The organism is Arthrobacter rhamnosi (assembly GCF_054510855.1).
In genome coordinates this window covers 282537-308446 of sequence record NZ_JBTNDT010000003.1, presented here as the reverse complement: position 1 = coordinate 308446, position 25910 = coordinate 282537, and the positions used below count along the sequence as shown (strand labels likewise).

30 protein-coding genes and 1 riboswitch are annotated in these 25910 nt (G+C 69.6%); of the genes, 18 read left to right on the top strand and 12 right to left on the bottom strand.

Going from position 1 to position 25910, the window contains the following annotated elements:
- The first annotated feature begins 35 nt into the window (after nt 1-35).
- From ACX80I_RS08155 to ACX80I_RS08145, 3 genes are all read left to right on the top strand, one after another.
- On the top strand, nt 36-662 hold the full coding sequence (locus ACX80I_RS08155; protein ID WP_459344613.1) for a TetR/AcrR family transcriptional regulator: 627 nt from the start codon (nt 36-38) through the stop codon (nt 660-662).
- Entirely contained in the window at nt 659-2275 is a 1617-nt protein-coding gene (locus tag ACX80I_RS08150) for an MDR family MFS transporter (protein ID WP_459344612.1), read from the top strand. The genes ACX80I_RS08155 and ACX80I_RS08150 overlap by 4 nt, the downstream gene beginning before the upstream one ends.
- Nucleotides 2276-2508: 233 nt before the next feature.
- On the top strand, nt 2509-2703 hold the full coding sequence (locus ACX80I_RS08145; protein ID WP_459344611.1) for a YegP family protein: 195 nt from the start codon (nt 2509-2511) through the stop codon (nt 2701-2703).
- A gap of 138 nt (nt 2704-2841) precedes the next feature.
- Here the strand turns inward: ACX80I_RS08145 and ACX80I_RS08140 are convergent, their stop codons facing one another.
- From ACX80I_RS08140 to ACX80I_RS08125, 4 genes are all read right to left on the bottom strand, one after another.
- Nucleotides 2842-3624: an SRPBCC family protein gene (locus ACX80I_RS08140; RefSeq protein WP_459344610.1), complete on the bottom strand. Its 783-nt coding sequence runs from the start codon at nt 3622-3624 to the stop codon at nt 2842-2844.
- Between the two features lie 126 nt (nt 3625-3750).
- On the bottom strand, nt 3751-4566 hold the full coding sequence (locus ACX80I_RS08135; RefSeq protein WP_459344609.1) for an alpha/beta fold hydrolase: 816 nt from the start codon (nt 4564-4566) through the stop codon (nt 3751-3753).
- A 46-nt stretch (nt 4567-4612) separates the two neighbouring features.
- A complete protein-coding gene (locus ACX80I_RS08130) occupies nt 4613-5014 on the bottom strand; it encodes a VOC family protein (protein ID WP_459344608.1) in 402 nt (133 codons plus the stop codon).
- A 122-nt stretch (nt 5015-5136) separates the two neighbouring features.
- Complete coding sequence (locus ACX80I_RS08125) at nt 5137-5496, bottom strand: hypothetical protein (RefSeq protein WP_459344607.1); 360 nt, start codon at nt 5494-5496, stop codon at nt 5137-5139.
- Between the two features lie 91 nt (nt 5497-5587).
- Between ACX80I_RS08125 and ACX80I_RS08120 the strand changes: the two genes are divergently transcribed.
- A complete protein-coding gene (locus tag ACX80I_RS08120; protein WP_459344606.1) occupies nt 5588-6178 on the top strand; it encodes a hypothetical protein in 591 nt (196 codons plus the stop codon).
- A gap of 73 nt (nt 6179-6251) precedes the next feature.
- Here ACX80I_RS08120 and ACX80I_RS08115 read toward each other — a convergent pair whose 3' ends face one another.
- Nucleotides 6252-7145, bottom strand: a complete 894-nt coding sequence (locus tag ACX80I_RS08115; RefSeq protein ID WP_459344605.1) for a ribonuclease Z — start codon at nt 7143-7145, stop codon at nt 6252-6254.
- Nucleotides 7146-7415: 270 nt separating this feature from the next.
- On the opposite strand from ACX80I_RS08115, the gene ACX80I_RS08110 reads away from it, so the two are divergent.
- Complete coding sequence (locus ACX80I_RS08110; protein WP_459344749.1) at nt 7416-8186, top strand: CPBP family glutamic-type intramembrane protease; 771 nt, start codon at nt 7416-7418, stop codon at nt 8184-8186.
- A 21-nt stretch (nt 8187-8207) separates the two neighbouring features.
- Nucleotides 8208-8819 carry a DNA alkylation repair protein gene (locus ACX80I_RS08105; RefSeq protein ID WP_459344604.1) on the top strand — a complete coding sequence of 204 codons (612 nt, stop codon included), beginning with the start codon at nt 8208-8210 and terminating at the stop codon, nt 8817-8819.
- An 18-nt stretch (nt 8820-8837) separates the two neighbouring features.
- Here the strand turns inward: ACX80I_RS08105 and ACX80I_RS08100 are convergent, their stop codons facing one another.
- The 3 genes from ACX80I_RS08100 to ACX80I_RS08090 form a co-directional block, all read right to left on the bottom strand.
- Nucleotides 8838-9599: a glycosyltransferase family 2 protein gene (locus tag ACX80I_RS08100; protein ID WP_459344603.1), complete on the bottom strand. Its 762-nt coding sequence runs from the start codon at nt 9597-9599 to the stop codon at nt 8838-8840.
- A gap of 43 nt (nt 9600-9642) precedes the next feature.
- Nucleotides 9643-10548 carry a KPN_02809 family neutral zinc metallopeptidase gene (gene ypfJ / locus ACX80I_RS08095; protein WP_459344602.1) on the bottom strand — a complete coding sequence of 302 codons (906 nt, stop codon included), beginning with the start codon at nt 10546-10548 and terminating at the stop codon, nt 9643-9645.
- A gap of 72 nt (nt 10549-10620) precedes the next feature.
- On the bottom strand, nt 10621-11538 hold the full coding sequence (locus tag ACX80I_RS08090) for an SGNH/GDSL hydrolase family protein (RefSeq protein WP_459344601.1): 918 nt from the start codon (nt 11536-11538) through the stop codon (nt 10621-10623).
- A gap of 311 nt (nt 11539-11849) precedes the next feature.
- Between ACX80I_RS08090 and ACX80I_RS08085 the strand changes: the two genes are divergently transcribed.
- Nucleotides 11850-12707 carry a Rieske (2Fe-2S) protein gene (locus tag ACX80I_RS08085; RefSeq protein ID WP_459344600.1) on the top strand — a complete coding sequence of 286 codons (858 nt, stop codon included), beginning with the start codon at nt 11850-11852 and terminating at the stop codon, nt 12705-12707.
- 95 nt (nt 12708-12802) lie between these two features.
- On the opposite strand, the gene ACX80I_RS08080 is transcribed toward ACX80I_RS08085, so the two are convergent.
- A complete protein-coding gene (locus ACX80I_RS08080) occupies nt 12803-14356 on the bottom strand; it encodes an MDR family MFS transporter (RefSeq protein ID WP_459344599.1) in 1554 nt (517 codons plus the stop codon).
- Nucleotides 14357-14605: 249 nt separating this feature from the next.
- Between ACX80I_RS08080 and ACX80I_RS08075 the strand changes: the two genes are divergently transcribed.
- The 7 genes from ACX80I_RS08075 to ACX80I_RS08045 all read left to right on the top strand — a co-directional run bounded on the left by ACX80I_RS08075 (nt 14606) and on the right by ACX80I_RS08045 (nt 19880).
- Entirely contained in the window at nt 14606-15382 is a 777-nt protein-coding gene (locus ACX80I_RS08075; protein WP_459344598.1) for a thioesterase family protein, read from the top strand.
- A gap of 122 nt (nt 15383-15504) precedes the next feature.
- The gene (locus tag ACX80I_RS08070; RefSeq protein WP_459344597.1) at nt 15505-15789 is read left to right on the top strand and encodes a DUF427 domain-containing protein; all 285 of its coding nucleotides are present in this window, start codon (nt 15505-15507) and stop codon (nt 15787-15789) included.
- A 122-nt stretch (nt 15790-15911) separates the two neighbouring features.
- Nucleotides 15912-16940, top strand: a complete 1029-nt coding sequence (locus tag ACX80I_RS08065; RefSeq protein ID WP_459344596.1) for an aldo/keto reductase — start codon at nt 15912-15914, stop codon at nt 16938-16940.
- A 104-nt stretch (nt 16941-17044) separates the two neighbouring features.
- A riboswitch (TPP riboswitch) is annotated at nt 17045-17143 on the top strand.
- A gap of 38 nt (nt 17144-17181) precedes the next feature.
- The gene (gene thiM / locus ACX80I_RS08060; RefSeq protein ID WP_459344595.1) at nt 17182-18027 is read left to right on the top strand and encodes a hydroxyethylthiazole kinase; all 846 of its coding nucleotides are present in this window, start codon (nt 17182-17184) and stop codon (nt 18025-18027) included.
- Nucleotides 18027-18686 (top strand): thiamine phosphate synthase, encoded by a 660-nt coding sequence (thiE, locus tag ACX80I_RS08055; protein ID WP_459344594.1) that lies wholly within the window; start codon nt 18027-18029, stop codon nt 18684-18686. The genes thiM and thiE overlap by 1 nt, the downstream gene beginning before the upstream one ends.
- Before the next feature lie 167 nt (nt 18687-18853).
- A complete protein-coding gene (locus tag ACX80I_RS08050) occupies nt 18854-19207 on the top strand; it encodes a hypothetical protein (protein WP_459344593.1) in 354 nt (117 codons plus the stop codon).
- Nucleotides 19146-19880 (top strand): lipoate--protein ligase family protein, encoded by a 735-nt coding sequence (locus ACX80I_RS08045; protein WP_459344592.1) that lies wholly within the window; start codon nt 19146-19148, stop codon nt 19878-19880. Before ACX80I_RS08050 ends, ACX80I_RS08045 begins: the two co-directional genes overlap by 62 nt.
- 30 nt (nt 19881-19910) lie before the next feature.
- Here ACX80I_RS08045 and ACX80I_RS08040 read toward each other — a convergent pair whose 3' ends face one another.
- The 3 genes from ACX80I_RS08040 to ACX80I_RS08030 all read right to left on the bottom strand — a co-directional run bounded on the left by ACX80I_RS08040 (nt 19911) and on the right by ACX80I_RS08030 (nt 21976).
- The gene (locus ACX80I_RS08040; protein ID WP_459344591.1) at nt 19911-20540 is read right to left on the bottom strand and encodes an MBL fold metallo-hydrolase; all 630 of its coding nucleotides are present in this window, start codon (nt 20538-20540) and stop codon (nt 19911-19913) included.
- On the bottom strand, nt 20540-21625 hold the full coding sequence (locus ACX80I_RS08035) for an S-(hydroxymethyl)mycothiol dehydrogenase (protein WP_459344590.1): 1086 nt from the start codon (nt 21623-21625) through the stop codon (nt 20540-20542). The genes ACX80I_RS08040 and ACX80I_RS08035 overlap by 1 nt, the downstream gene beginning before the upstream one ends.
- Nucleotides 21626-21718: 93 nt before the next feature.
- Nucleotides 21719-21976, bottom strand: a complete 258-nt coding sequence (locus tag ACX80I_RS08030) for a mycoredoxin (RefSeq protein WP_301228099.1) — start codon at nt 21974-21976, stop codon at nt 21719-21721.
- Between the two features lie 148 nt (nt 21977-22124).
- Here ACX80I_RS08030 and ACX80I_RS08025 point away from each other — a divergent pair, with 148 nt between their 5' ends.
- The 4 genes from ACX80I_RS08025 (at nt 22125) to pgsA (ending at nt 25893) form a co-directional block, all read left to right on the top strand.
- Complete coding sequence (locus tag ACX80I_RS08025) at nt 22125-22427, top strand: chorismate mutase (RefSeq protein ID WP_459344589.1); 303 nt, start codon at nt 22125-22127, stop codon at nt 22425-22427.
- Between the two features lie 240 nt (nt 22428-22667).
- Nucleotides 22668-24662, top strand: a complete 1995-nt coding sequence (gene thrS / locus ACX80I_RS08020; RefSeq protein ID WP_459344748.1) for a threonine--tRNA ligase — start codon at nt 22668-22670, stop codon at nt 24660-24662.
- Entirely contained in the window at nt 24662-25273 is a 612-nt protein-coding gene (locus tag ACX80I_RS08015; RefSeq protein ID WP_459344588.1) for an HIT family protein, read from the top strand. Before thrS ends, ACX80I_RS08015 begins: the two co-directional genes overlap by 1 nt.
- On the top strand, nt 25273-25893 hold the full coding sequence (gene pgsA, locus ACX80I_RS08010; RefSeq protein WP_459344587.1) for a phosphatidylinositol phosphate synthase: 621 nt from the start codon (nt 25273-25275) through the stop codon (nt 25891-25893). Before ACX80I_RS08015 ends, pgsA begins: the two co-directional genes overlap by 1 nt.
- Nucleotides 25894-25910: the final 17 nt, after the last annotated feature.

Sequence of the window (25910 nt, the reverse complement as noted above, 5' to 3'; positions counted from 1 at the left end):
TTGTGCACCATTTGCAGTTGCGCAAGAATAAGGGCATGACCGATAGCTCCGCCCCGTCGCTGCGGGAGCGCCAGAAAGCAGAAACATGGCTGGCCCTCCATCATGCAGCCGTCGCATCGGTCCTGGAGCGGGGTCTGGAAAGCTCCACCATCGAGTCCATCACCGAGCGGGCCGGCGTGTCACAGCGCACCTTCTTCAATTACTTCCCGTCCAAGGAGGATGCTGTGCTAGGCCTGCGGGCCCCCGTGCTGGATCCGGTGCTGCTGGAGGGTTTTTCCTTCGCGGGGGACGTGCTGGGCCAGGTCTCGCGCCTCCTCCTGGCGGTCGCGGGCAGTTCACACGAGGGGGTGGACCAGGTCCGGCGCCGTGAGCTGACCCGGCAGTACCCCCACCTGATCCACCGCCTGATCGAGCGCATGAACGAGGCCGAGACCCTGGTGCGCGGCGCTCTGGCCGGCCTGCTGGCCGACAATCCGGAGTGGGTCGCGGGGATGGAGGAGAGTGGCGTGGACGACGTCGCCCGCATCACCGTCATGACCGCCGCCATTCCCTTGCGCTTCACCGTCGCTTCCGGCGCCTACAGCCCCGCAGCCGGCCTGGCGCCCGAGGATCTCGGGCCCGCTCTCGCACTTTTCCATTCCGTACAAAGGAAACTTCTATGACACCTCCAGCCGTCCCCGCCGCGGCACCGGCCGAAGGAAAACAGCACATGGTGCTGCTCTTCATCGGCCTGATGCTCTCGATGCTCCTGGCCGCGCTCAACCAGACCGTGCTGAGCACGGCGCTGCCCACGATCGTGGGCGAACTCCACGGTGTCGACGAGATGCTGTGGGTCATCACCGCGTTCATCCTCGCCTCGACGGTGACCATGCCCATCTACGGCAAGCTCGGGGACCTGATGGGACGCAGGGCCCTGCTGATGGCCGCCATCGTGCTGTTCATGATCGGTTCGGTCGTGGGCGCCCTGGCGAACGACATGGCCGTGCTCATCACGGCCCGCGTCATCCAGGGCCTCGGCGGCGGCGGTCTGATGATCCTGTCGCAGGCGGTCATCGCCGACGTCGTTCCGCCTCGGGAACGCGGCAAGTACATGGGAATGATGGGCGGCGTCTTCGCCATCGCCTCGGTCGCCGGCCCCTTGCTGGGCGGCTGGTTCACCGAGGGGCCCGGCTGGCGGTGGGTGTTCTGGATCAACATCCCCCTGGGGCTGCTGGCACTGGCTGGTGCCGTGTTCTTCCTCAAGCTGCCTCGGCACTCCGGCAGGCCCCGCCTCGACCTGGGCGGCATGGTGCTGCTGGCGATCACGACGACCTGCCTGGTGCTCTTCGCCACCTGGGGCGGCAGCAAGTACGCGTGGAGCGACCCGATCATCCTCGGGCTCATCGCCGGCACGGTCCTCGGCGCCGTCGCGTTCGTGCTCGTGGAGCGACGGACCGCCGAGCCGATCATTCCGCTGCACCTGTTCAGGGACCTCAACTTCAACCTCGCCACGATTGCCGGTCTCTTCATCGGGGTGGCCATGTTCGGGGCGATCGGCTACCTGCCGACGTACCTCCAGATGGCTTTCAGCGTCAACGCGACCAAGTCCGGCCTGCTCATGATCCCGATGATGGGCGCACTCCTGGTGGCATCGGTGGTCTCGGGCCAGCTGGTCAGCCGCACCGGCCGCTACAAGTGGATGCCCATCGCCGGCGGCGTGCTGGTCGCCGTCGCCCTGGTGCTGCTCTCCACCCTGAAGCCCGGGTCGCCGCTCTGGGAGATCTGCGCCTATCTGGCCGTCATGGGCCTCGGGCTGGGCCTGAGCATGCAGATCATGGTGCTGATCGTGCAGAACTCGTTCCCGCTCCGCGAGGTGGGTACCGCTACCGCGTCGAACAACTTCTTCCGCCAGATCGGCGCGACGCTGGGCTCGGCAGTCGTCGGAAGCCTCTTCGCCCACCGGCTGGCCGACCTGCTGGTCGAAAGGCTGCCCGCCGCGGCCGCCGGGGGCGGGGCTCCGGGAGGATCGAACTCACTCACCCCGGCCCTGGTCGGCCAGCTGCCGGCGCCGATCAGGGAGGCCGTCATCTCCTCCTACAACGACGCCCTGACCCCGATCTTCGTCTGGATGGTCCCGCTGGCGCTGATCGCCGCCGTGCTGATGTGCTTCGTCCACGAAAAGCCGCTCGCTACCGCCGTCGAACACGACGTACTGTCCGAATCGATCTCCGAGGGCAGCATCCTGATCACGGCGGACGACGACGCGCCCGTCCCGGCCACCCGGTCGGCGCGCTAGCCGGGCGGAGCACTGGCCGGACTGGGCGAGGCGTCCAGCGGCGGCCGCGGCCCGTCCGGATCTGCCCCGCTGGAAGGGGGGATCAGGCCGTGCGTCACAAGGGCGGGAACGGACGGGTTTGCTGTTGCCTAAACGAACGGCAGCAGGTGTTAAAGGGGTGGCGCGCATTCCGCGGGGGCCCTCGGTCACCTGTTCCGGCAGGCTGGCCGTGCTTCAGGACAGAGGAGGCACACGTGGCAGGACGATTCGAGATCTATCACGAGGACGGGGAGAAATTCCGGTTCCGGCTCACGGGGGACGACGGGGCCACCCTGGTGACGAGTGAACCCTATGACGACAAGGACACCGCGGTGGCGGGGATCAACGGGATTCGGGACTGTGCCGCTTCGGCACTGATCGCCGACCTGACACTGGGACAGCCGTCCTGAGTCCCACGGGGCTCGTGCCCGGGGGACTCAGGACGGCGCCGGGGGTGGGTAGCTCGGGCGGGCGACCACCGGACTGCCGGGCTCCTGCAGAAGGAGCCCGGCAGCAACCGGTGCGTGCTCGCCGCGGGTGACCTGGGGTTAGAGCGCCCCGCCTGTCGTGCGGTTCCTGTCGGTCACGGACGCGTCGGTCTCGTCCACAGGGCGGAGCGTCTCCGTGGTGCCCGGTGAGAGACTCTCGTCCGGGCCGGTGTAGACCTCGGGGGTGCCACCATCGACGGGGGTGATGGTGACGTCTGCTGAGACGTCCTCGGTCTTCTCGGAGTTCTTCTTGCTCGCGGCGACACCGGCGACTGCTGCTGCAGCTGCGAGACCGACGCCCGCGGCGACCTTGCCGGACACTCCGGCCTTACCGCTGTCCCCACGTGAGGCCGCAGCAGCGTCAACGCCGGGCTGACCGACGGTGGAGCCGGCTCCTATGGACCCACGCCAGGCGCCTGTCGCATAGCCCTCGTCCTCGATGAACGCCTTGAAGCGTTCCAGGTCAGCCTCGGCCTGGTTCTCCACGACATTGAGCTTGTCGCCGATCTTCTCGACCAGGCCCTCCGGCTCGTACTCGAGCACGAGGTTGATCTGCGTCTGCCCGCCGCCGAGGTCCTCGAAGGACACAGAGCCAGCGTTCGTCGCACCCTCCGTCGCAGCCCACGACACCCGCGTGTCCGGCACCTGCTTCAGGATCCGGGCCTCCCACTGGCGACGCACGCCGCCGATCTCGGCAACCCAGGTCTGGCGCTCGTCATCGAGCTGCGTGATCGATTTGACCCCGCCCATGAAGTGGGGGAACTCCTCGAACTGGGTCCACTGGTTGTAGGCCACACTCACCGGTACGTTGACGAGGATTCTCTTTTCAACCTTCGTGCTCATAGCGACTCCTTCGGTTGTTGCATGAAACGGAGAACAGGAATGAGACATCATCCCAATTCATCAGCATGCTTAGCATAACGTCCGGAATCGATTGTTGGCGAGGCCCGGCGTAAAGGACCGCCGTCGTCAGTCTGTGAAGAACTCGATGAGGTGCGGTGCCACCGCCTTCTCGGAGACCTGGTGGGTCTGGCCGTCGAGGACACGGTGCTGGGCCCCCGGAATCGTCTCCGCGACCGTCCGCTGGGCTGCGGCCATGGCGGGAGCTGCCTTTCCGCCGACCATGACCAGCGTGGGCACCGATATCGTGGCCAGCCGCTCGAGCGGGGCATCGAAGTTGTTGGTGACCCTCGTCTCGTACGGCAGCGTGTTGGCAGCTGCGGTCTGGGATTTGCAGACTCCGGGAATGACGTGCAGCATCAGCGGAACGAAGGCCGGGAGGCCGATCATCCTGACCAGGAAGTAGGACACCATCGCTCCGCGCCTGTTGTCGGCGAGCATCTGCTCGAGGCGGGCCGCGTGGTCCACGGGAACCCCGTCGGCTCTTCCGATGCCGGTGTAGGGTGCTTCGAAAATCGCCAGTTTACGGATCGGGATACCTGAGGCCGCCGTTTCGAGCGCCAGCGCGGCGCCGGAGGAGATGGCGTACACGTAGGGATTTCCTCCGGCCGCGGTCATGACGGCAGCGAGGTCCTCGATCTCCCGCTGCACGGCATAGGGTTTCGTGTCGCCGCTCCCGCCGCGGCCGCGACGGTCGTAGAAGAACACGGTGAACGACGAGGCCAGTTCCCCGGCGAGCTTGCGCGCGGGTCCGAAGGAGCGACCGCAGAACGCTCCGTCCACCAGGACCACGCTCGGTCCGGTTCCGGTCCTCTCGTACGAGATCGGCGTTCCGTCCGCCGACCGAACCTCTGCAACGGTCGTGCTGTCCGTGTTCTGCTTCATGACGAGGGCCTTTCGATGAGAAGTCCCGGTGCGTGCAGGGCTTGTGCTAACTGAGCCAGTCGCTGCGGTTCCGGATCTCCTGCACGGCCCAGCCGTTGCCGTCGGGATCCGAGAAGTAGATGAAAGCGGACGCGTCGCCGTCTCCCATCCTCGTGACGGGAGCGACGTCGATTCCCCGCTCCAGCAACTCCGAGCGGGCTGCTTCGACATCCCGCACCACGAGCTGGAGACCGGAGACGGGCGGGCTTCCATCGGAACCCATTCCCTCCATGACCACCACGGAGCAGGATGATCCCCTAGGTGTGAGTTGGACGATCCGGACCCCCGGCGCGGGGGACACGTCATGGTCCAGGACGAAACCGACCTGGTCCCGGTAGAACGTCAACGAGCGGTCGATGTCGCTGCTGGGCAGGACGATCACTTCGAGTTTCCATTCCAGGGCGGTCATACCGGAACCCTACAGCCACTCTCACCGTCTGAACCGGGGATCGGGGCGAATATCGCCCTCCCGGACCGCCGACCGGAATTCTTCGAATGCAGCGCACACAAGGGCGAATGGCCGGGTCGGCGTCACTGGCCGGCCGTGCCGGCGTCGGACCAGCGGACCTGGCTGGTCGCATGGTGGGCCCGCACCAGCGTCCGATGCAGCTCGGCGGCCTGGCATGCGGCGGTCTGCAGCTCGAAGGCCGCCTCGAGCACGCCGTCCACGCTCTGCCTGTCGTCGGCATACTGCGAGCCCGCCTGCAGCTGCTGATGCCACCTCCCCAACCGGTCCAGCACATGCGCGATCCTCTCCTGCACGTGCACCAGTTCCCCCAGGGCGTCCGGTCCTTCGGAGGGGACGGCGAAGGCGGTGCCGGACGAAGCAAGCTCGCGGGCAGCGACGTGGAGCGCCAGTGCGCGTTCATATGTGCCGGGCTTCCTGTCCATCAGAACCCTCCCTGAAAGTGCTGGCCTAATCCTGGCTATGACCTTACTGTCGACCTCAAGGGGCGCCGTCCGCGCCCGTAGGCGGTAGGACATGCTGGTCTTCAAGGTCCATGTTGAAGCGGCTGAGGATGGGTTCGTCGTGACCTGTCCGGATGTCCCTGCGCTTCATCACCGGATCGCCTCGCTCTGGGACGCGTGCGACGTGCGGACCGTCCTCGCCGGGCTCAACGGGGTTCCCGATGATCTCGTGTGGTTGCAGATCAGGGCGCAGATCGGTGCAGTCACCGTCGTCTCCGACGTCCATCCACTGCACTGGGTCGCCTTCCACTCCGTTGCACGGCCGGCGCATCCCTCCTTCGATCGCGGGACCCTCGTCTTCGACCATGCCCTGACCGCCCTGCAGCACGAGGCCGATCAGGCCGATCGGGAAGGGCGTGCCCATGCCAGGGTCAAGGTGATCGTGTCGTTCCTGGACGGCACGAAGGTCCAGGTGCCCCGGGCAGGGGGCTACCCCCTCTCCGATGTCATGGACGGCACCCGTACGACGCGGGACTTCAGCGGATGGCTCAGGTCCCAGCTGACCGGCCAGGTACACGCGGCGTCGAACTGGCATGCTCCTGTCGTCGGCCTGCAGGTGGGTGTCTTCGCTCCTGAAGCCGCCGATGCCCGGCGCTACCGCTGAACCGGGAGCACCGGGGGAGGCCCGTTCTCTCGTGGGGCCCCGCTGCCACCGCGTTCCCCGTGCACGGGCCCGCTCAGGCGACGGCAGCGCGGCGCGGAGGAAACGCGATACGGTCCAGGTCCGAGGCCGCGATGACGTCCGCGGCGCCTGCTGCTGCCCTCGCCTGATCCGCCAGCACGGCGACGTCGTCGTACCGGGACGAGAAGTGCGTGAGCACGAGTGTGCCCGCCCCGCCGGAGCCTGCTAGAGCACCCGCCTGGCCCGCGGTGAGGTGGAGGTACTGGTCGGCGAGTGCGGCGTCGTCGTTGCTGAAAGTGCTCTCCATGACCAGGAGGTCCGTGCCGTCGGCGAGCGCGGCAGCGCCGTCGCACACCGCCGTGTCCATGACGAAGGCGAAACGGCGCCCCGGGCGATGAATGCTCACGTCCTCCAGCCGCACGCCGACCAGGCTGCCCTCGCGCTGCAGGCGTCCTACATCCGGACCGGCGATGCCGGAGGCCGCGAGGCGCTCGGGCAGGAACGTCCGTCCGTCGGGCTCGGTCACCCGGTAGCCGTAGGCTTCGATGCGGTGGCGCAGCGGCTGCACGTCGATCCCGGGAGCGATCGGTCCCGCCGCACTGTGGGGGCGGAGCCGCAGATCGAGCCCCGGCGTCGCGAGGGAGACCAGCGCGCGCACCACGTCCTCGCCGGACGCGGGGTAGTGGAGGTCGACGGGGGAGCCGACGCCGTCGAGCACCATCCGGGACAGCACACCGGGCAGGCCGAAGCAGTGGTCGCCGTGGACGTGGGTCAGGCAGATCCTGGTGATGCGGCTCGCCGCGACGCCGGCCAGGGTCATCTGGCGCTGGGTGCCCTCGCCGGGATCGAACAGGATGCCCTCGCGCTCCCACCGCAGGAAGTAGCCGTTGTGGTTGCGGGTCCGGGTGGGCACCTGGGACGCCGTGCCGAGGATGACGAGCTCACGCATCACCCCAGTCTTGCACCGCGGGCCCTGCGTCGCCGTCCTGCGGTGCGGCCTTGCACGCGCTGGAATCCGGGCGCGGTGGGAAACACCGTACGGACGGGGCGGTCAGTGGACCGGGGGACGACCGGGCGAAAGAATAGGCGGACGACGACGAAGGGGCATGGTCACGTGGAGCAGCGCGGGCATCCGGCGGCGCCAGACCTGCCGGCCGGGCGCTCTCCGCGAACGGGCCGGGACTGGCAGCAGGGCGCATGGAACACGCCGTCGCTCGGGCTGGTGCCGGCCGCACTGGTGTCCCTCGCGGGCTTCACCCTGTTCGCGCTCCATCAGCCGCTGATCGGATATCCGCTGCTGCTGGTGGCCCTCGTGCTGGCCGTCCTCGTCTCCAGGGTGCTGTTCCGGGACCTCCTGCTGGTGGCATTCGGCGTGGCGGTCATGAGCCTGGTCCCGATCACTACCGACATCAGTCCCGTGCACATGGTCGTCATGGGCACGGCCATGATCCTCGCCGTCGGCGTCCCCTACGCCGTCTCCCGCTTCGCCTACCGGGACCGTGCCATCACCTTCCCGGTCCGGACCGGCCAGCGGTGGAGCCGCGCCGAGAGGTGGTACCTGCCCGCCGTCGTCGTCATGGGGTACGCGCTGCTCCCCGTCTACATGCTCTCCACCGGCGTGTACCGCAACTGGCCGGCGGCGTCGGAACCGGACGACGTCGTCCGCTTGTTCGTCGGCACCAACGGGCTCGGCATCTGGGACGAGCTCTTCTTCGTCTGCACCGTGTTCGCGCTCCTGCGTCGACACCTGCCCATGGCGCAGGCCAACGTGCTGCAGGCCGTGCTCTTCACCTCCTTCCTCTGGGAGCTCGGCTTCCACGCCTGGGCGCCGGTGTTCATCTTCCCGTTCGCCCTGCTGCAGGCCTTCACCTTCACGAGGACGCGCTCCCTCTCCTACATCGTCTGCGTCCACCTGCTGTTCGACCTCGTCCTGTTCCTCGTCCTCCTCCACGCCCACAACCGTGCGTGGATCGACATCTTCGTCTACTGACAGCCTGAGGACAGGAGCACCATGAGCGACCCCGCCGACTTCATCGACGAGTCCCTCCGGTACGAGGGCTCGGAGGAGCGTGCGGAGGACTACGAGCAGCGCCTCGGGACCGGTTTCGAGTACTACGGTGCGTCGGTGGGCGCCGTGCGCGGCACCATCCGCAACGCGGGACGCCGGTACCCGGACCTCGGGCACGACGACATCACCGCCCTCGCCTCCGAGCTGTGGTCCAGTCCGGTCTTCGAGCGCCGCCTCGCAGCCGTGGTTCTGCTGCAGTCATCGGTGCGCCTCCTGCGCCACTCCGACCTGACCCGCATCGAAGGCTTCCTCCGGTCCGCGCACCTCGAGGACCTCGTGGACCCGCTGGCCGTCGACGTCGTCGGGCCCCTGCTGCTCCGTCTTCCGGGACAGGACGGCGTCCGGGCCCGCGTGGTCCTGGAGCGGTGGGCGACGGCGGACGACGTGGAGCTGCGCCGCGCCGCCGTCCTGGCGCACCTGCCCGCCTTCCGGGCCGGGGCGGGGGACGACGCGTCCTTCCGGCGCACCGTCCGGCTGGTCTCGGGGGCACAGCGGGGCCGGGTGACGGCCGTCGAGGACGCGGTGGCCCGCGTGCGGGCGAGCGGTGCAGGCTAGCGACTCCTGCAGGACGCGCTAGCGCACGTCGATGGTGCGGATGAGCTTTCCGCGCAGGGCCGGCACGAGGTGGTGCACGCCCATCATGCTGATCCCGTACCGTCGTACGCGCCGCATCGACGTGGCCACCTTCAGCTGCGGGTCGATCCGCACCGCGGCGTACCCGAGGCGGTGGGAGACCCGGACGGAGAAGTCGATGTCCTCGTCGCGCCGATCGATCGACGTCCGCTCGAACCCGCCCGTGGCGACGTAGGCGGACGCGCGGACCGCCATGTTGTGGCCGGCGACGAACCGCAGGTAGGCGGGGTCCAGGTGGGTGACGGCCATCAGGATCCTCAGGAACCGGAGGGCCCCGGACATCAGCAGGTCATCGCTCCACCGGTAGTACCGGTCGCGCAGGGGGAGGCTGGTGCCGCCCAGGAGTTGCACGGCGGCGTCCCGGGAGAACGTGGTACGGATCCGGGCGGCCCAGTCCTCCGCCGGCTCGCTGTCCCCGTCCGTCCGGGCCACCACGGTGAAGCCGTCGGCGATCGCGGCCCGGAACCCCGTGTCGCAGGCAGCCCCGGTGCCTTTCTGGGGCTCCGAGAGGATCCTGACGGCCAGGTCCGGATGGTCCGCGGCGAAGCGTTCCACCCGCTGGACGGTGTCATCGCTGGAGCCGTTGTCCACGACGTAGACGGAGAGGTGGGCGCTGTCCCGCTGTCGGCGCAGCGCCTCGAGGGCACGGGCCACGTCGGGTTCGTTGAAGACGGGGACGACGACGGCGAGCCGGTCACTCACGGGACTTCCTTCCCGTCCTCGAGCAGTGCCGCGGGAACGTGGGTCAGGGGTTGTCGAGGTCGGCTGCGGCGAGGGTGTCGCACGATCTCAGGTCGCCGGTCTCGTAGCCCTGCGAGAACCAGGCCTGCCGCTGCGCGCTGGAGCCGTGCGTCCAGCCCTCGGGGTTCACTCGTCCCGTGGCCGCTTCCTGGATGCGGTCGTCGCCCACGGACGATGCGGCGGACAGGGCGTCCTGGAGGTCCGTGGTCGAGAAGGGGATGAGGAACGGCTCACCGGACTCGGGGTCCGGCACGGACGTGGCGTGCGCGGCCCACATGCCGGCGAGGCAGTCCGCCTGCAGTTCCACCCGGACGGCGCCGGACTCGGCTCCCTGCGGGTCCTGCTGGGCGGCCCCGAGAGTGCCGATCAGGTTCTGGATGTGGTGCCCGAACTCGTGCGCCACCACGTACTCCTGGGCGAGCGGACCGCTGGAGGACCCGAAGCGCGTGACGAGGTCGTCGAAGAACGCCGTGTCGTAGTAGGTCTGCTGGTCCGTGGGGCAGTAGAACGGTCCGACGGCGCTGGTCGCGGTGCCGCAGCCGGTATCGGTGCTGCCCGTGAACAGCACCACGCTCGGCTGGGTGTAGGTGACGCCGAACTGGTCGAGGTAGGGCTGCCAGAAACTGTCGAGGCTCTCCGCCGTGCCGAGGATGCGGCAGTCCAGCTGCTCGTTCGCATCGGCGCCGGTCTGGCATGCGTTGATGGCGTCGACGGAACCTCCGTCCTGTTGCTGCGTGGTCCCCGCGCCTTCCTCGAGACCGAGCTGGTTCACGACATCGGGCCCGAAGATCAGCGACAGGATGAGGAGGAGGCCACCACCGAGACCGCCCCCGACGGCGGCGCCGCGTCCCCGTCCCCGCCGGTCGCTGACGCGGGAGGGATCGAAGCGGGCGTTGTCATTGAAACTCATGGCTCAACAATAAGCGGACTTAGCGTTGTCGTGGGCCACGACCCGGCGGGGTTGTGCTTCTCGAGCGGCCCGCTACTCGAGGGGCCGGCGTTCCCGGGGCCAGTGGAGCAGCGGGTCGACGGAGGTGTGCGCGACCCCCAGCTTCAGTGCCCTCAATTCCTGCTCGAGCACGTCCGCCGCCCTCTGGTGACCTGCGGGACCGAGATGCACGTCGTCGGCGAGGAATGCCTCCAGCTGGTGGGTGGTCAGCCAGTCCCCGGCCGACACGAAGGGGATGCCGCGCTTGTCGGCCAGGTCGGCGAGCAGGGCGTCGACCTCGTACCGGCGCGCGCCGCCGTCCTGGGCGCTCCGGCTCAGGGTGCCGATCATCACCAGGCGTGAGGACGGATACGTGCGTCCGAGTTCCAACACCAGGGCATTGGCGCCGGCGAGGATGTCACCGTCCGATGCTCCTAGGGAGGCGTCGTTCCCTCCGCCCTGCACGACCACGAGTGCGGGATCCCCGTGCGGCAGCACCCAGTTCCCGCGGGTGAGTGAGTCGTAGTAGTTCGCGTCGCCGGCGTCGTTCGCGGCAATGAATCCGGTGCCGCCGGCGCCGGCGAACCGCACGGTGTACCCGAGTTCGCGCAGGGCCAGCTGGGGCCAGTTGTCCGTCCCGGCCGACTGTGAGTCCCCGATGAGGACGGCGGTGCGGCGGATGTCGGGCACCACGACTTCGCGGCGGTCCGTTACGGGATTCCTGGCGAGACTGCCGGCGGGCTGCTGTGCGGGCAGCTGTGCGGGCTGCTGTGCCGGCTGCGTCCGGGCCCGCATCCTCGCCCTAGTCGGCTCCGTGGGGTTCCTCCCCGGGGCCTCCTCGCTCGCAGCATGCGCGGCGATGCCCGGAGGAGCGCCGGCGGGGGAGGCCAGGGCGTGACGGGTCTGCGCCGAGGTGGGCGACACGCACCCCGCGAGGAGAGTGAGGGACACCCCGAGGGTCAGGAGAACCACGCGCGGTGAACCCCTCGGACGTGCCGGCGGAGGCCCGAGAACCCCGGTCGTCGTGCTGCAGTGCATTGCCATCCCCGTGCCCCCTCGGACTCCCCTCCAAGTCCTGCGCCAAGTTTACAAGCGCGGGGGACGCCACGCCGGGATGCGGGCCGGGCGGGATTCTCGCACCGAAGTGCGCGCAGGCCAAGACAAACCTCGCCGCGCCGCGCCGGGTTGTCAGGTGTAGGAGCTGCTGGAACGGTGGGGACCGGGCGGCGTCGCGGTCAAATCCCGTCGGCTGGCCTGCCGTCCCGGACCAGAAGGAGCAAAGGATGAACATCCTGCACGTAATGCTGGACGGACTCGAGCACGCGAAGTCGCTCGACAAGGTCGCCGACCCGATCGCGGCAGCAGTCAGCAAAGCCGTCAAGCCTCGCATGATCCGGAACGTCCTCAGCGGTACGGCCATCGGCCACCACCTCCATCCCATGCTGGTCGTCGTGCCGTCGGGTGCCTGGAGCATGGCCTCGTTCCTCGACCTCGCCGGAGGCAGGAGCTCCCGCAAGGCGGCCGACCTCCTCGTCGGCGTCGGCATCCTCTCCGCCGTACCGACCGCCATCGCGGGCCTGCACGACTGGTCCGACACCCAGGAGAAGGAACGCCGCGTGGGGATCGTCCACGCTGCCGGCAACTCCCTGGCCCTGACGCTGTACACCGCCTCGACGGTCGCGAGGGCCAGGGACAGCCGCACCCTCGGCGTCCTGCTCGGACTCGGCGGCCTCGGGTCGATGCTGTTCAGCGCCTACCTCGGCGGGCACCTGAGCTACGCGAACGCCGTCAATGTGAACCGGACCGCCGGGCACGAGGGACCGAAGGACTGGACGCGGGTGGCCAGCGACGCCGACATCGTCGAGGGCGGGCGGCAGCTCGTCGAGGCGAACGGCGTGCCGATCCTGCTGCTGCGCCACGCCGGCAGGCTGACGGCCATGGACAGCGTCTGCAACCACCTCGGCGGCCCCCTGCAGGACGGCCCCATCGAGGACGGCTGCATCACGTGCCCGTGGCACCAGAGCATGTTCCGGCTCGACGACGGCAAGAACTACCGCGGACCCGCTGCCGTCCCGCAGCCCGTCTACGAGACGCGAGTCACCAGCGACGGCTCCATCGAGCTGCGCCAGCCCGCGTCCTGACGCTCCGATTGACGCCCCGCCGCAGCGACTATCGCACCGACGACGAAGCCCCACCGGGATGACCCGGTGGGGCTTCGTCGTGGAGCAGCGGGCTCCTAGTGCACGGGCGCGGGAGCTTCCCCGGTCACCGAGGGCGTGCGCACGAAGAACGAGGCGACGACGGCGAGCAGGAAGATGACCGCCCCGTACAGGAACGCCGCCCGGATACCGCCGGCCATCGCCGGAAGCTGCGCGGCGCCGTCGGCCGCCAGTGCCGTCGACTGAAGGGTCATCACCGAGATGAAGAGCGCGGTGCCCGCAGCGCCTGCCAGTTGCTGCGCCGTTCCGAAGACCGCACTGCCGTGCGAGTACAGGTGCGGCCTGACGGACCCGAGGGCCGAGGTCATCAGCGGGGTGAACATGAGGGCAAGCCCGACGCTGAGCAGGACGTGAGCCACGAGGACGAGGTGCGCGGGCGTCGTCTCGGTGACCCGGGTCATCGACCAGAACACCGCGCTGACCAGGAGCGCACCCGGGACCAGGAGCACCCGGGGCCCGCGGCGGTCGTAGATCCGGCCGACGACGGGGCCGAGCAGGCCCATGGCGAGGCCGCCGGGGAGGAGCAGCAGCCCGGACACCAGCGGATCCAGGCCGAGGACACTCTGGACGTAGATCGGGATCAGGATGATGGTGCCGAAGAGTGCCATCATGCTCACCGCGATGGCGACGATCGAGATGGTGAAGTTGCCGGACGTGAACACCCGCAGGTCGAGCAGGGCCGCGTCCCGCCGCTGCAGCACGAGCTGGCGGGAGATGAAGGCGGCGAGTCCGACGATGCCGGCGACCAGGGGGATCCACGCAGGGAAGGCACTGCCGGCCGCGGCCTCGCCGAGCTGGCTGAGGCCGTAGATGATGCCGCCGAAGGCCACGGCGGAGAGGATGACCGACGGCACGTCGATCGACGATCGCCGCGGCTCGGTGACGTTCTGCATCCTGGCCGATCCGATGACCAGGGCGGCGAGGGCGATCGGCAGGACCAGCCAGAACATCCAGCGCCAGTCGAGCACGCTGAGGATGGCTCCGGAGATGGTGGGGCCCAGCGCGGGCGCCACGGAGATCACGATCGAGATGTTGCCCATGATCTTGCCGCGCGATGCGGGAGGCACGAGCGTCATGACCGTCGTCATCAGCAGCGGCATCATGATCGCCGTGCCGCTCGCCTGGACGACGCGGCCGACCACGAGGACGGCGAACCCCGGGGCCAGGGCGGCGATGAGGGTGCCGAGGCTGAACAGGCCCATGGCGGCCATGAAGACCGGGCGCGTAGTGAAGCGCTGGAGGAGGTAGCCGGTCACCGGGATGACCACGGCCATGGTCAGCATGAAGGCCGTGCTCAACCACTGGCCGGCACCGACGGTGATGCCGAGGTCCTCGACCAGGCGCGGGATGGCCACGCCCATGATCGTCTCGTTGAGGATCACCACGAACGCGGAGATGAGCAGGATGGTGATGACCAGCCTGTCGCGTGCCGGGAGGGCGCCCTCACCGGTGGCACCCGAGGAGGCAGTGCCGGAGGAGGCCGTGCCTGGCGAGACCGCAGGGCGGGAGGGCGCAGCGCCTGCTCGGCTCGGAGTCGCGTCTGAGACGCGGGACGGGGGACTGGAGGTCATGGGAATCCGCTCGGTTCGAAATGCTGTACGGCGCCGCCGGATGTCCTCCGCGCGGGCCGCGTCCGGGACCGGGCCCTGAAACGTTGACCCGGTCAATCATTGAACCCCCGGCGTCCGGATCCTATTCCGGGACGCCCTTCCCGGTTCCACTAGCATGGGGCGGGTGCGTGCCCGGGACCGATGTCCAGGGCCTTTCCTCCGCTCACCGCGCAGGACGCGATCCCGGCCCGTCCGACGAAGGAGACTTCCGTGCCCGATTCTTTCTACCGTGATCTCGGCGGCGGGAGGTTCGAATCGACGATCCACGCCCAGGGCGCCTGGAACCCGGAAGAGCAGCACATGGCACCGATCTCGGGCCTCCTGACCCAGTGCCTGCTGGACTGCCAGCCACGGGACGGCATGCAGCTCGGCCGCCTGAGTTTCGACATCCTCGGGATGATTCCGGGCGGTGAATTCGAGGTCCACACGGCCGTCGTCCGGCCCGGACGGACCATCGAACTGCTCGAGGCACGCATGGAAGCCGGCGGCAGGACCGCGATCGTGGCGAAGGCATGGCGCCTCGCCACCCAGGACACGGCAGCCGTCGCCGCCGTCGAGGACCCGATGATGCCGGGACCCGAGGCCGCGGGTCCGCACGAGGGCATGACGGCGTGGCCCGGAGGGTTCATCCGGTCCCTGGAGGTCCGGGTGGTGCCGGGCCACCGGCCCGGGCGGGGGCAGGTCTGGATCCGGAACCCCTACCCGATGGTGGAGGGCAGGACGAGCGCCGACGTCGTGCGCCTCGTGGGCATGATGGACGCGGCCAACGGCATCGCCTCGCGCGTGGCACCCGGTGGCGACAGCTGGATGTTCCCGAACGTCGACCTGCAGATCCACCTCCACCGCCTGCCCGCCGGCGAGTGGCTCGGCCTCGATACGCGCGTCACGTTCGGCGCGAACGGCGTGGGACTCACCTCCAGCGTGACGCACGACCTCGACGGTCCCTTCGGGCGGATCGAGCAGATCCTCACGGTCCGCAAGCTCTGACTGCCGTACCCGGAATGCCCCGGCGCTCGCCGGGGTTGCACAGGGTACGGACGCCCTTGCCGCCGTCGGCAGGGAGTGGACAGCCTGCCCGCGCGACCGCACGTCCCCGAGGAAGAGGAACCATGCCGAAAGCAATCTGGAAAGACAGGGTCGTCGCGGAGTCGGCGGACACCGTGATGGTCGAGGGGAACCACTACTTCCCGCCGGGTTCCATCTCCCAGGAGTTCTTCGTCCCTACGGAGACGCACACCGTGTGCCATTGGAAGGGCACGGCGAGCTACTACACCCTGGTGGTGGACGGCGAGCAGAACAGGGACGCCGCCTGGAGCTACCCGGAACCGAAAGAAGCGGCGGAGAACATCCGCGGTTACTACGCTTTCTGGAAGGGCGTCACCGTCAGCGAGTGAGCATCGGAGGAGGGGCGCCGTCCCACGATGGCGCCCCTTGCCATGCTGGTCGCAGGACAGCTGCGCCCGGCCCAGGATCCAAGGACACGGCGCCGCACGGCGCACAGCAAAGGAGCAACCCCATGGAGTACCGGAAACTCGGTAACAGCGGCACCTCGGTGTCCCACCTCGCCCTCGGCACGATGACCTTCGGGGCGGAGTCGGACGAGGCGACGTCGCACGCCATCCTGTCCGACTACGCCGCGGCAGGCGGCAACCTGATCGATACGGCGGACGTGTACTCCGCCGGCACCTCCGAGGAGATCATCGGCCGCTGGCTCGCGAAGAACCCGGTGGAACGGGACCGGATGGTGCTCGCCTCCAAGGGCCGCTTCCCGATGGGCACCGGCCCCAACGACCTCGGCCTGTCGAGGCGCCACCTCCGGCGAGCGCTCGACGCCTCGCTGGCCCGGCTCGGGGTCGACCACATCGACCTGTACCAGGTGCATGCGTGGGATCCGCTGACCCCGCTCGAGGAGACCCTCGGCTTCCTCAACGAGGCGGTCGTCCAGGGCAAGATCGGCTACTACGGGTTCTCGAACTACACCGGCTGGCAGCTCACGAAGGCCGTGATGACCGCCCGCCAGCGTGGCTACTCACTGCCGGTGACGCTGCAGCCCCAGTACTCGCTGCTCGTGCGTGACATCGAGGCAGAGATCGTCCCCGCCGTGCTCGACGCGGAGATGGGGATGCTTCCGTGGTCCCCGCTCGGCGGCGGCTGGCTGACCGGGAAGTACTCCCGCGACGCCGAGCCGACGGGCGCCACCCGGCTCGGGGAGAACCCCAAGCGCGGCATGGAGGCCTGGGAGAAGCGCAACGCGGACCGGACGTGGGACATCGTCGACACCGTGACCGGCATCGCGGCTGAGCGTGGCATCAACGCCTCCCACGTCGCACTCGCCTGGGTCGCTGCGAAGCCCGCCGTGACCTCCGTGATCCTCGGCGCACGCACGCAGGACCAGCTGGCCGACAACCTCGCGTCGTCCGGCGTCGTGCTGACGCCCGAAGAGCTCGACCGACTCGACGAGGTCAGCGCCCCCACCTTCGGGGACTACCCCTACGGGGCTCCTGGGCAGGAGCAGCGCAGCCGCAAGATCGAGGGCGGCCGCTAACCAGGCGCAGCTGCTCGTCCCGGTGCCGGTCCCTCCGGTCACCGCCCCGGCACGCCGGGGCGGTGACCGGGCTTGGATGCATCCGCGCGACGCGTTACCGTTCGAGCAGCGACACGGGGTGTCCCTCCACCGGAGGGGCTGAGATAAGACCCGTCGAACCTGATCCAGCTCATACTGGCGAAGGGATGTCCTGCCGGGCCCTGGTGTCCGTCCGTCCTCTCGCCCCAGCGAAAGGCAGCACATGACGGAATTCCCATCGGCAACCGCGGACCCCGCCCGCACGATCAGCGCCGAGGCCTGCGCGGGGCTGCTCGCGGACCTGCGCAGTGCCTCCCCGTTGGTCCAGTGCATCACCAACGCGGTCGTCACCAACTTCACCGCGAACGTGCTGCTCGCCCTGGGTGCAGCCCCCGCCATGGTCGACATCCCCGGGGAAGCGGCGCAGTTCGCGCCCGTGGCCTCCGGGGTGCTCGTCAACCTCGGCACACCCACCGAGGCGCAGCGCGCGGCCATGCTCGAGGCCGCGGAGGCGGCGGCCGCGTCGGACACGCCCTGGGTGCTCGATCCCGTCGCCGTGGGGTTCCTGACCGTTCGCACCCGGACGGCCCAGCAGCTCGTCGCCCAGCGCCCCACCATCATCCGCGGCAATGCATCGGAGATCATCGCCCTCGCCGGCTCCGGCGGCGGGGGACGCGGCGTGGACTCCGTGGACGAGCCCGCCGCGGCGCTCGACGCAGCACGCCTGCTGGCATCGCGGTACGGTTCCGTCGTCGCCGTCTCGGGCGCCGTCGACGCCGTCGTCCCGGCCGACGGCGCCGTCGTCCGGGTGGCCAACGGCACGCCGCTGCTGACCCGGGTCACCGGCGGCGGCTGCGCGCTCGGTGCGGTGATGGCGGCTTTCGCTTCGCTCACACCGGATCCACTGCTCGCGGCCACTGCGGCCACCGGCGTGTACACGCTCGCCGCGGAGAAGGCCGCGATCCTTGCGGAGGGCCCGGGAACCTTCGCCCCGCGCTTCCTCGATGCGCTCGCGGCCATCACCCCGGCCGATGTCCGCCAGGGCCTGGTCCTGCCGGAGGACTCCTGATGCCGCGGCCCGATCCGGCGTCGTACCTGCCGCTCTACCTCGTGACCGACACGGAGCTGTGCGCGCCCCGGGCGGTCGCGGACGTCGTCGCCGCCGCCGTGGCAGGGGGTGCGACCTGCGTGCAGGTGCGGGACAAGCACGCGGGAGGGCGGGACCTGCTCGCGCTCCTCGCCGCGGTCGCCGGCGCCGTCGCGGGCCGGGTACCGGTGCTGGTCGATGACCGGGTGGACGTGTACCTCGCGGCGCGGGAGCAGGGCGCACAGGTGCACGGCGTCCACGTGGGCCAGTCCGACCTGCCGCCCGATCTGGTGCGGCGCATCGTCGGCCCGGACGCCGTCGTGGGCTTGAGCGCGGCGACCGCAGACCAGTTCGCCGTCGCGCACGCCCTTCCCGCCGGCACGGTGGACTACCTCGGCGTCGGCGCGGTGCATGCCACCGCCACGAAACCGGACCACCCGACACCGCTCGGCGTCGACGGCTTCGCTGCGCTGGCGGGCACGGCGCGCCTGCCCTGCGTGGCGATCGGCGGGGTCACCGCGGCGGACGCCTCCCCGCTCCGCCAGGGGGGAGCGGCAGGAATGGCAGTCGTGTCCGCGATCTGCGCGGCGCCCGACCCCGCACGTGCCGCGGGGCTGCTGCTGGAGGCCTGGGAGTCCTGAGGAGCGCGGGTGCGCACCGCTGCAACACCGGGTGCGCACCCGGTGCGCACCGGGTGCGCACCGGTGCGACAGCGTGCGGCCCGGCATGGTCCGGCACGGTCCGGTAACCGAAAGAGGCTCGGACGGCAACCGGGAGAGGGGGTGCCTGCCGCCCCTAGAATCGCCGTGTGGCAACGAGGAGGGACATCCTTGCCGGCATGGTGATCGTGCCGCTCCTCGTGGCGGAGACTGCGTGTAACGGAGGTTCCATGGACAGCGGACAGCCCACAGGTACCGCGGCGGGGGATCCCGCCGTCCTGACAGCGCGACCGGGCACGGCGGAACCGGGTACCGGGACGAGGCCGGGGGTGCACGCCCTCGGCGTGGCGACGAGGCGGGACCCGATCGTCTTCGTCCCCGAGTCGGTGGACACCGACGAGCCGGTGCTCAGCTTCTCCCGGCTCTGCCTACGATGGATGGATGAGCACTCCATGGCATGGCGCTGCCGAGCTGGCGCTCGTTCTCGACCCGGCCTCGGATGACGCGGCCGCAGAGCTGGAACGCGGCATCGCGCTGCTGCGCGACGTCGCCGTCGGAAGCAGGCCCCCGACGCTGCGCCTGTACCGCCCGAGTCCCACGGTCGCCTTCGGACAGCGGGACGCACGGCTGCCGGGTTTCGGTGAGGCGTGCGCCGTATCGACGAAGCACGGCTTCGTCCCGCTGGTGCGGCGCGCAGGCGGGCGCGCCGCGGCCTACCACCGGGGCTGCCTCGTGGTCGACCACCTCGAACCCGCCGCGGACCCCGTCGCCGGCACGCGGGCCCGCTTCGCCGCGTTCGGGGAGTTCTTCGCCGGGATACTGAGCGGCGTCGGACTCGACGCGCACGTGGGCGAGGTCCCGGGCGAGTACTGCCCCGGTGAATTCACGGTCCACGGGCGGGCCGACGGCGTCCCGGCCGTCAAGCTCGTCGGCACGGCGCAGCGCGTCGTCGCGGGTGCGTGGCTCTTCTCGTCGGTCCTCGTCGTGGAGGACTCGGCGCCCCTCCGCGCCGTGCTCACCGACGCCTACGCCGCGCTGGGGCTCGAGTGGCGGCCGGCCACCGCCGGAGCGGCGCAGGACCTCGCCGGCGGCGTGACGGTCGACGCCGTGGAGGACGCCCTGCTGGCGGCCTACGCCGCGACCGTGCGCCTTGCCCCCGCGTCCCGCCGCTCCTGACGGCGGGACGCGGGAACGGAGCCTACGGCATCAGTGTCCGCGCCGGATCCATTCCTCCAGATGCGGAGCCTCGTCGCCGATGGTGGTGCTCTCCCCGTGGCCGGTCCGCGCGATGGTCTCCAATGGCAGTGTCAGGAGCCGGGTGCGGATGGACTCGATGATGGTGGGGAAGTCGCTGTAGGAGCGGCCCGTGGCGCCCGGCCCGCCCTGGAAGAGCGTGTCGCCCGTGAAGACCGTTCCCGCCTCCGGCAGCAGGTAGCAGACCGAGCCGGGGGAGTGGCCCGGGGTGTGCAGCGCGGTGAGCGTGACACCGGCGACGTCGATCGTGTCGCCGTCGCGGATCCACTGGTCGGGGCTCAGTTCGGGGAACACCCTGTCCCAGAGTTCGCGGTCGCCCTCGTGCAGGTGGATCGGCGCGCCGACGGCGTCGAACAGGTCACCGACGGCGCGGATGTGGTCGTCGTGGGCGTGCGTCAGCAGGATCGCCCGGACCGTCCGCCCGTTCACCTGGTCGAGGATCGCCGCCGCGTCGTGGGGTGCGTCGATGACGACGCACTCCTCGTCGTCGCCCACGATCCAGACGTTGTTGTCCACGTCCCACGTCCCGCCGTCGAGCGAGAACGTCCCGGACGTGACGAGGTGCTCCACGCGTGCCGCCATCAGAGCTCCACCACCGATCGGAGCACGGCACCGCCGTGCATCTTCCCGAAGGCCTCCTCGACCTGGTCGAGGCGGATGCGCTCGGTGACGAAGGCGTCGAGGTCGAGGTTGCCCTGCAGGTAGTGGCTGACGAGCATGGGGAAGTCCCGGCTGGGCAGGCAGTCGCCGTACCAGGAGGACTTCAGCGCTCCGCCCCGGCCGAAGACGTCGAGCAGGGGGAGCTCGATGGTCATCTCGGGGGTGGGGACGCCGACGAGGACCACGGTCCCGGCGAGGTCGCGGGCATAGAACGCCTGCTTGTAGGTCTCGGGCCGTCCGACGGCATCGATCACGACGTCGGCCCCGTTGCCGCCGGTCAGCGCCCGGATGGCTTCCACGGGGTCCTCGTCCTTCGAGTTCAGGACGTGCGTGGCGCCCAGGCCCCGTGCCAGTTCGAGTTTCCGGTCGTCGATGTCGACGGCGATGATCGTGGTGGCCCCGGCGAGCCGGGACCCCGCGACGGCGGCTATCCCCACGCCGCCGCATCCGATGACGGCGACCGAGTCGCCCCGGGAGACGTTGCCCGTGTTGATCGCTGCTCCGATACCCGCCATCACGCCGCAGCCGAGCAGGCCCACGGCCGCCGCGTCCGCCGCCGGATCGACCTTGGTGCACTGGCCCGCCGCCACCAGGGTCTTCTCGGCGAAAGCGCCGATGCCGAGGGCCGGGGACAGCACGGTGCCGTCCTCGAGCGTCATCTTCTGGGTGGCGTTGGCGGTGTTGAAGCAGTACTGCGGCTCACCCCGGCGGCACGCCCGGCACTCGCCGCAGACGGCCCGCCAGTTCAGGATGACGCGGTCGCCCGGCGCGACGGTGGTGACGTCGTCGCCCACCGCGCTCACGACGCCGGTGGCCTCATGGCCCAGCAGGAACGGGAACCCGTCGTTGATACCGCCCTGCTTGTAGTGCAGGTCGGTGTGGCAGACGCCGCACGTCAGGATATCGACCAGTGCCTCGCCCGGTCCGGGATCGGGTACGAGGATGGTCTCGATGGCGGCGGGGGCATCCTTCGCCCGCACCACGACGCCCTGAACTCTATGCACCATGTCTTCGCTGTCCTTCCGCTGGGAACGGCGGCCGGGGAACGGGCCACCGGTCCCAGCATATGGCGGGAAGGACCGGCGCGGAGGGTGTCCGGGCTAGACGGCGACCCTGGTCCGCACCTCGGCGGCGGACGGGTTGGTGGCCGTGCTGCCGTCCGGGAAGATCACGGTCGGGACGGTCTGGTTGCCTCCGTTGAGGGATGCCACCAGCTCGGCGGTGCCTTCGACCTCCTCGATGTTGATCTCGGTGTAGCCGATGCCCTGGGCATCCAGCTGAGACTTCAGGCGCCGGCAGTACCCGCACCAGGACGTCGAGAACATGGTGATGGATCCGGCTTCTGGCGTGTAGTCCACGGTGCTCCTCAAATCTGCGTGCGCACGTGCCGCACGCGTCGATACGCGGGCGGCTGATCCGCCCGCATGGTACTCAACACCGCAGGAGGCGGTGCCATTCCTCCCCGCGGCAGGCGGTGACCGCCGGTGACAGCGGTAGGCTTCCGCCATGGCTGAAGCAGACGACGAGCGGAACGTGAAGCAGTTGGCGGCGGTCCGTGTCGCCATCAACGAGGTGGACGAGCAGATCGTGTCGCTCATCTCCCGCAGGGAGCGCCTCGTCCGCCGGGCGGGTGCGCTCAAGCGCGACGACGCCTCCGTCCGCGCCCCCGCCCGGGTGGAGCAGGTCATCACCAATGTGCGCGGCTACGCGTCGCAGCAGGGCGTGGACCCGACGGTCGTCGAGGAGACGTACCGGGCGATGATCGCCGCGTTCATCGAGTTCGAGATGAGGGTGCGCCGGGAAGGGTGACGCGCAGTGCCCGGTGGTCTGCGTCCATCGAACTGTCGATGTGCGCGTCGGTGCGACCGTCGGTCCGCCCGTGGATCTGCCCGTCCACCGGCCCCGTCGATCGGCGGGGTGTTGGTCGGCCCTGCGCCCACCCGATACGATCAGCAAGGCGGTCCCGGCCCTTGCCGGGTCCCGTCACGCCCGTTCGGGCGACCATTTTTCCCAGCACCGAGGAGACCGCCCGTGTCAGCGCCCCAGCCCATGAAACTCGTCGTCGACGGCGAAGAGAAGCAGGCGACGACGGGCACCACCGGCACCGAGCTGTTCAGTGAACGGCGCGACGTCGTCGTGATGCGCGTGGACGGGGAGCTCAGGGACCTCGACCAGGAACTTCCCGAGGGTGCCTCCGTCGAGGGCGTCACGCTGGAGGACCCGGCCGGCCTCGAGGTGCTGCGCCACTCCGCAGCCCACGTCATGGCCCAGGCCGTGCAGCAGCTGCGTCCGGGTGCGAAACTCGGCATCGGGCCGTACATCACCGACGGCTTCTACTTCGACTTCGACGTGGAGGAACCCTTCACGCCCGAAGAGCTCAAGCAGCTCGAGAAGATGATGCTGAAGATCGTCAACACCAACCAGCGTTTCGTGCGACGGGTCGTGTCCGAGGACGAGGCCCGCGAGGCCATGAAGGACGAGCCGTACAAGCTCGAGCTCATCGGCCTCAAGGGCGGGGCCACCGAGGAGGACGGCGCATCGGTGGAGGTCGGCGCCGGAGAGCTGACGATCTACGACAACGTGGACCGCAAGTCCGGCGACGTCGTCTGGCAGGACCTCTGCCGCGGCCCGCACCTGCCGAACACCAAACTCATCTCCAACGCCTACGCGCTGACGCGTTCGGCTGCTGCCTACTGGCGCGGCAGCGAGAAGAACAAGCAGCTCCAGCGCATCTACGGCACGGCGTGGCCCACCAAGGACGCGCTGAAGGCCTACCAGGAGCGCCTGGCGGAAGCAGAGCGCCGCGATCACCGGCGCCTCGGCACGGAGCTGGACCTCTTCTCCTTCCCCGACGAGCTGGGCTCCGGACTGCCGGTGTTCCACCCCAAGGGCGGCATCATCCGCAAGGCCATGGAGGACTACTCGCGCCAGCGCCACACCGATGCCGGCTACGAGTTCGTGTACACGCCGCACATCACCAAGGGCCACCTCTACGAGGTCTCCGGGCACCTCGACTGGTACCGGGACGGCATGTTCCCCGCCATGCACGTGGACGAGGAGCTCAACGAGGACGGCACGGTGCGCAAGCCCGGGCAGGACTACTACCTCAAGCCCATGAACTGCCCCATGCACAACCTGATCTTCCGGTCGCGCGGGCGGTCCTACCGCGAACTGCCGCTGCGCCTGTTCGAATTCGGCTCCGTGTACCGGTACGAGAAGTCCGGCGTCATCCACGGCCTCACCCGGGTACGCGGCATGACCCAGGACGACGCCCACATCTACTGCACGCGTGAGCAGATGAAGGACGAGCTCACCGGGACGCTCAACTTCGTGCTCGGCCTCCTCAAGGACTACGGCCTCGAGGACTTCTACCTGGAGCTCTCCACCCGCAACCCCGAGAAGTCCGTCGGTTCGGACGAGATCTGGGACGAAGCCACGCGCACCCTGGCCGAGGTCGCCGAGTCCTCCGGACTGGAGCTCGTGCCCGACCCCGGGGGAGCCGCGTTCTACGGCCCGAAGATCTCCGTCCAGGCACGTGACGCGATCGGACGCACCTGGCAGATGTCGACCATCCAGCTCGACTTCAACCTGCCCGAGCGATTCGAACTCGAGTACCAGGCCGCCGACGGGTCGCGCCAGCGCCCGGTCATGATCCACCGCGCGCTGTTCGGATCGATCGAGCGCTTCATGGGCGTGCTCACGGAGCACTACGCCGGAGCCTTCCCCGCCTGGCTGGCACCCGTGCAGGTGCTCGCCATCCCCGTCGCCGAGGCGTTCAACGACTACCTGTTCGACGTCGTCGACAAGCTGAAGGCCGAGGGTATCCGCGCGCAGGTCGACGCCGGGTCCGACCGCTTCCCGAAGAAGATCCGCACGGCGAGCAAGGAGAAGGTGCCGTTCGTGCTCATCGCGGGCGGCGAGGACCAGGAAGCCAACGCCGTCTCGTTCCGGTTCCGCGACGGCAGCCAGGACAACCAGGTGCCGGTCGACGAGGCGGTCCGGCGGATCGTGGAGGCGGTACGCAGCCGGGAGGCCACGGTCTGATGGAGGACGCGGACAATCCGGGCGGGACCGGCCCCTACGCGGGCGACGCCGCGGTGACGGACGATCTCGAACTGGCGGGTGTGCCCGACGCCTTCCAGCGACTGTGGACACCGCACCGCCTCGCCTACATCAAGGGAGGGCAGGAGCAGGTCACGTCGGAGAAGACGTGTCCGTTCTGCCGTGCTCCTCAGCAGAGCGACGAGGAAGCTCTCATCGTCCACCGCGGTACCCATGCCTTCGTGCTGCTCAACCTCTTCCCCTACAACGCCGGCCATCTCCTGGTCTGCCCGTACCGGCATGTGCCCGACTACACGGACATCGACGAAGCGGAGACCGCGGAGATCGCCGCCCTCACGCAGACGGCCATGCGCGTACTGCGGAAGGTGTCGAATCCCTCGGGCTTCAACCTGGGCATGAATCAGGGGGCCACGGGAGGCGCGGGCATCGCGGCCCACCTGCACCAGCATGTGGTGCCCCGATGGGGCGGGGACGGGAACTTCCTGCCGATCATCGCGCAGACCAAGGCGATCACGCAGACGCTCGGTGAGGTCCGCGAGCAGGTCGCGGCGGCCTGGCCGTCCTCGGGGACAGCTGCGGGATCGGCGTCCTGATGCTCAACAGGTACGCGCGCGGTTTCGTCACGGCCCTCTTCACGCCGCTGGCCCGCCTGTTGCTCAAGTGGGGCGTGACGCCCGACGCCGTGACCATCACCGGAACCATCGGTGTGTCCGCCGGAGCGCTGGTCTTCTACCCGCTCGGCCAGCTGTTCTGGGGCACGGTCTTCATCACGCTCTTCGTGTTCTCCGACGTCGTCGACGGGATCATGGCGCGGATGAAGGGCCACGGCGGACTGTGGGGGAACTTCCTCGATTCGACGCTCGACCGCATCGCGGACGGGGCGCTGTTCACCGGCGTCGCCATCTGGTTCTTCACGGGCGGGGAGAACCCGGCCATCGCGATTGCAGCACTCGCCTGCCTCGTGCTCGGCATGATCGTCTCCTATGCCCGGGCGAAGGCCGAGTCGCTCGGCTTCACGGCCAACGTCGGGCTGGCGGAGCGCGCCGAGCGCCTCGTCTCCGTCCTGGTCGTCACGGGCCTGACGGGCCTCGGGCTGCCCGAGGGAGTCCTGCTGGCCGTCCTCGTGGTCCTGGCGGCGGCGAGCCTCGTCACGGTCTACCAGAGGGTGAGGGCCGTCCGCCGGCAGTCGCTGGCGGCGAAGCCCGCGTCCTGACGGGCTCTGCTGCGCCG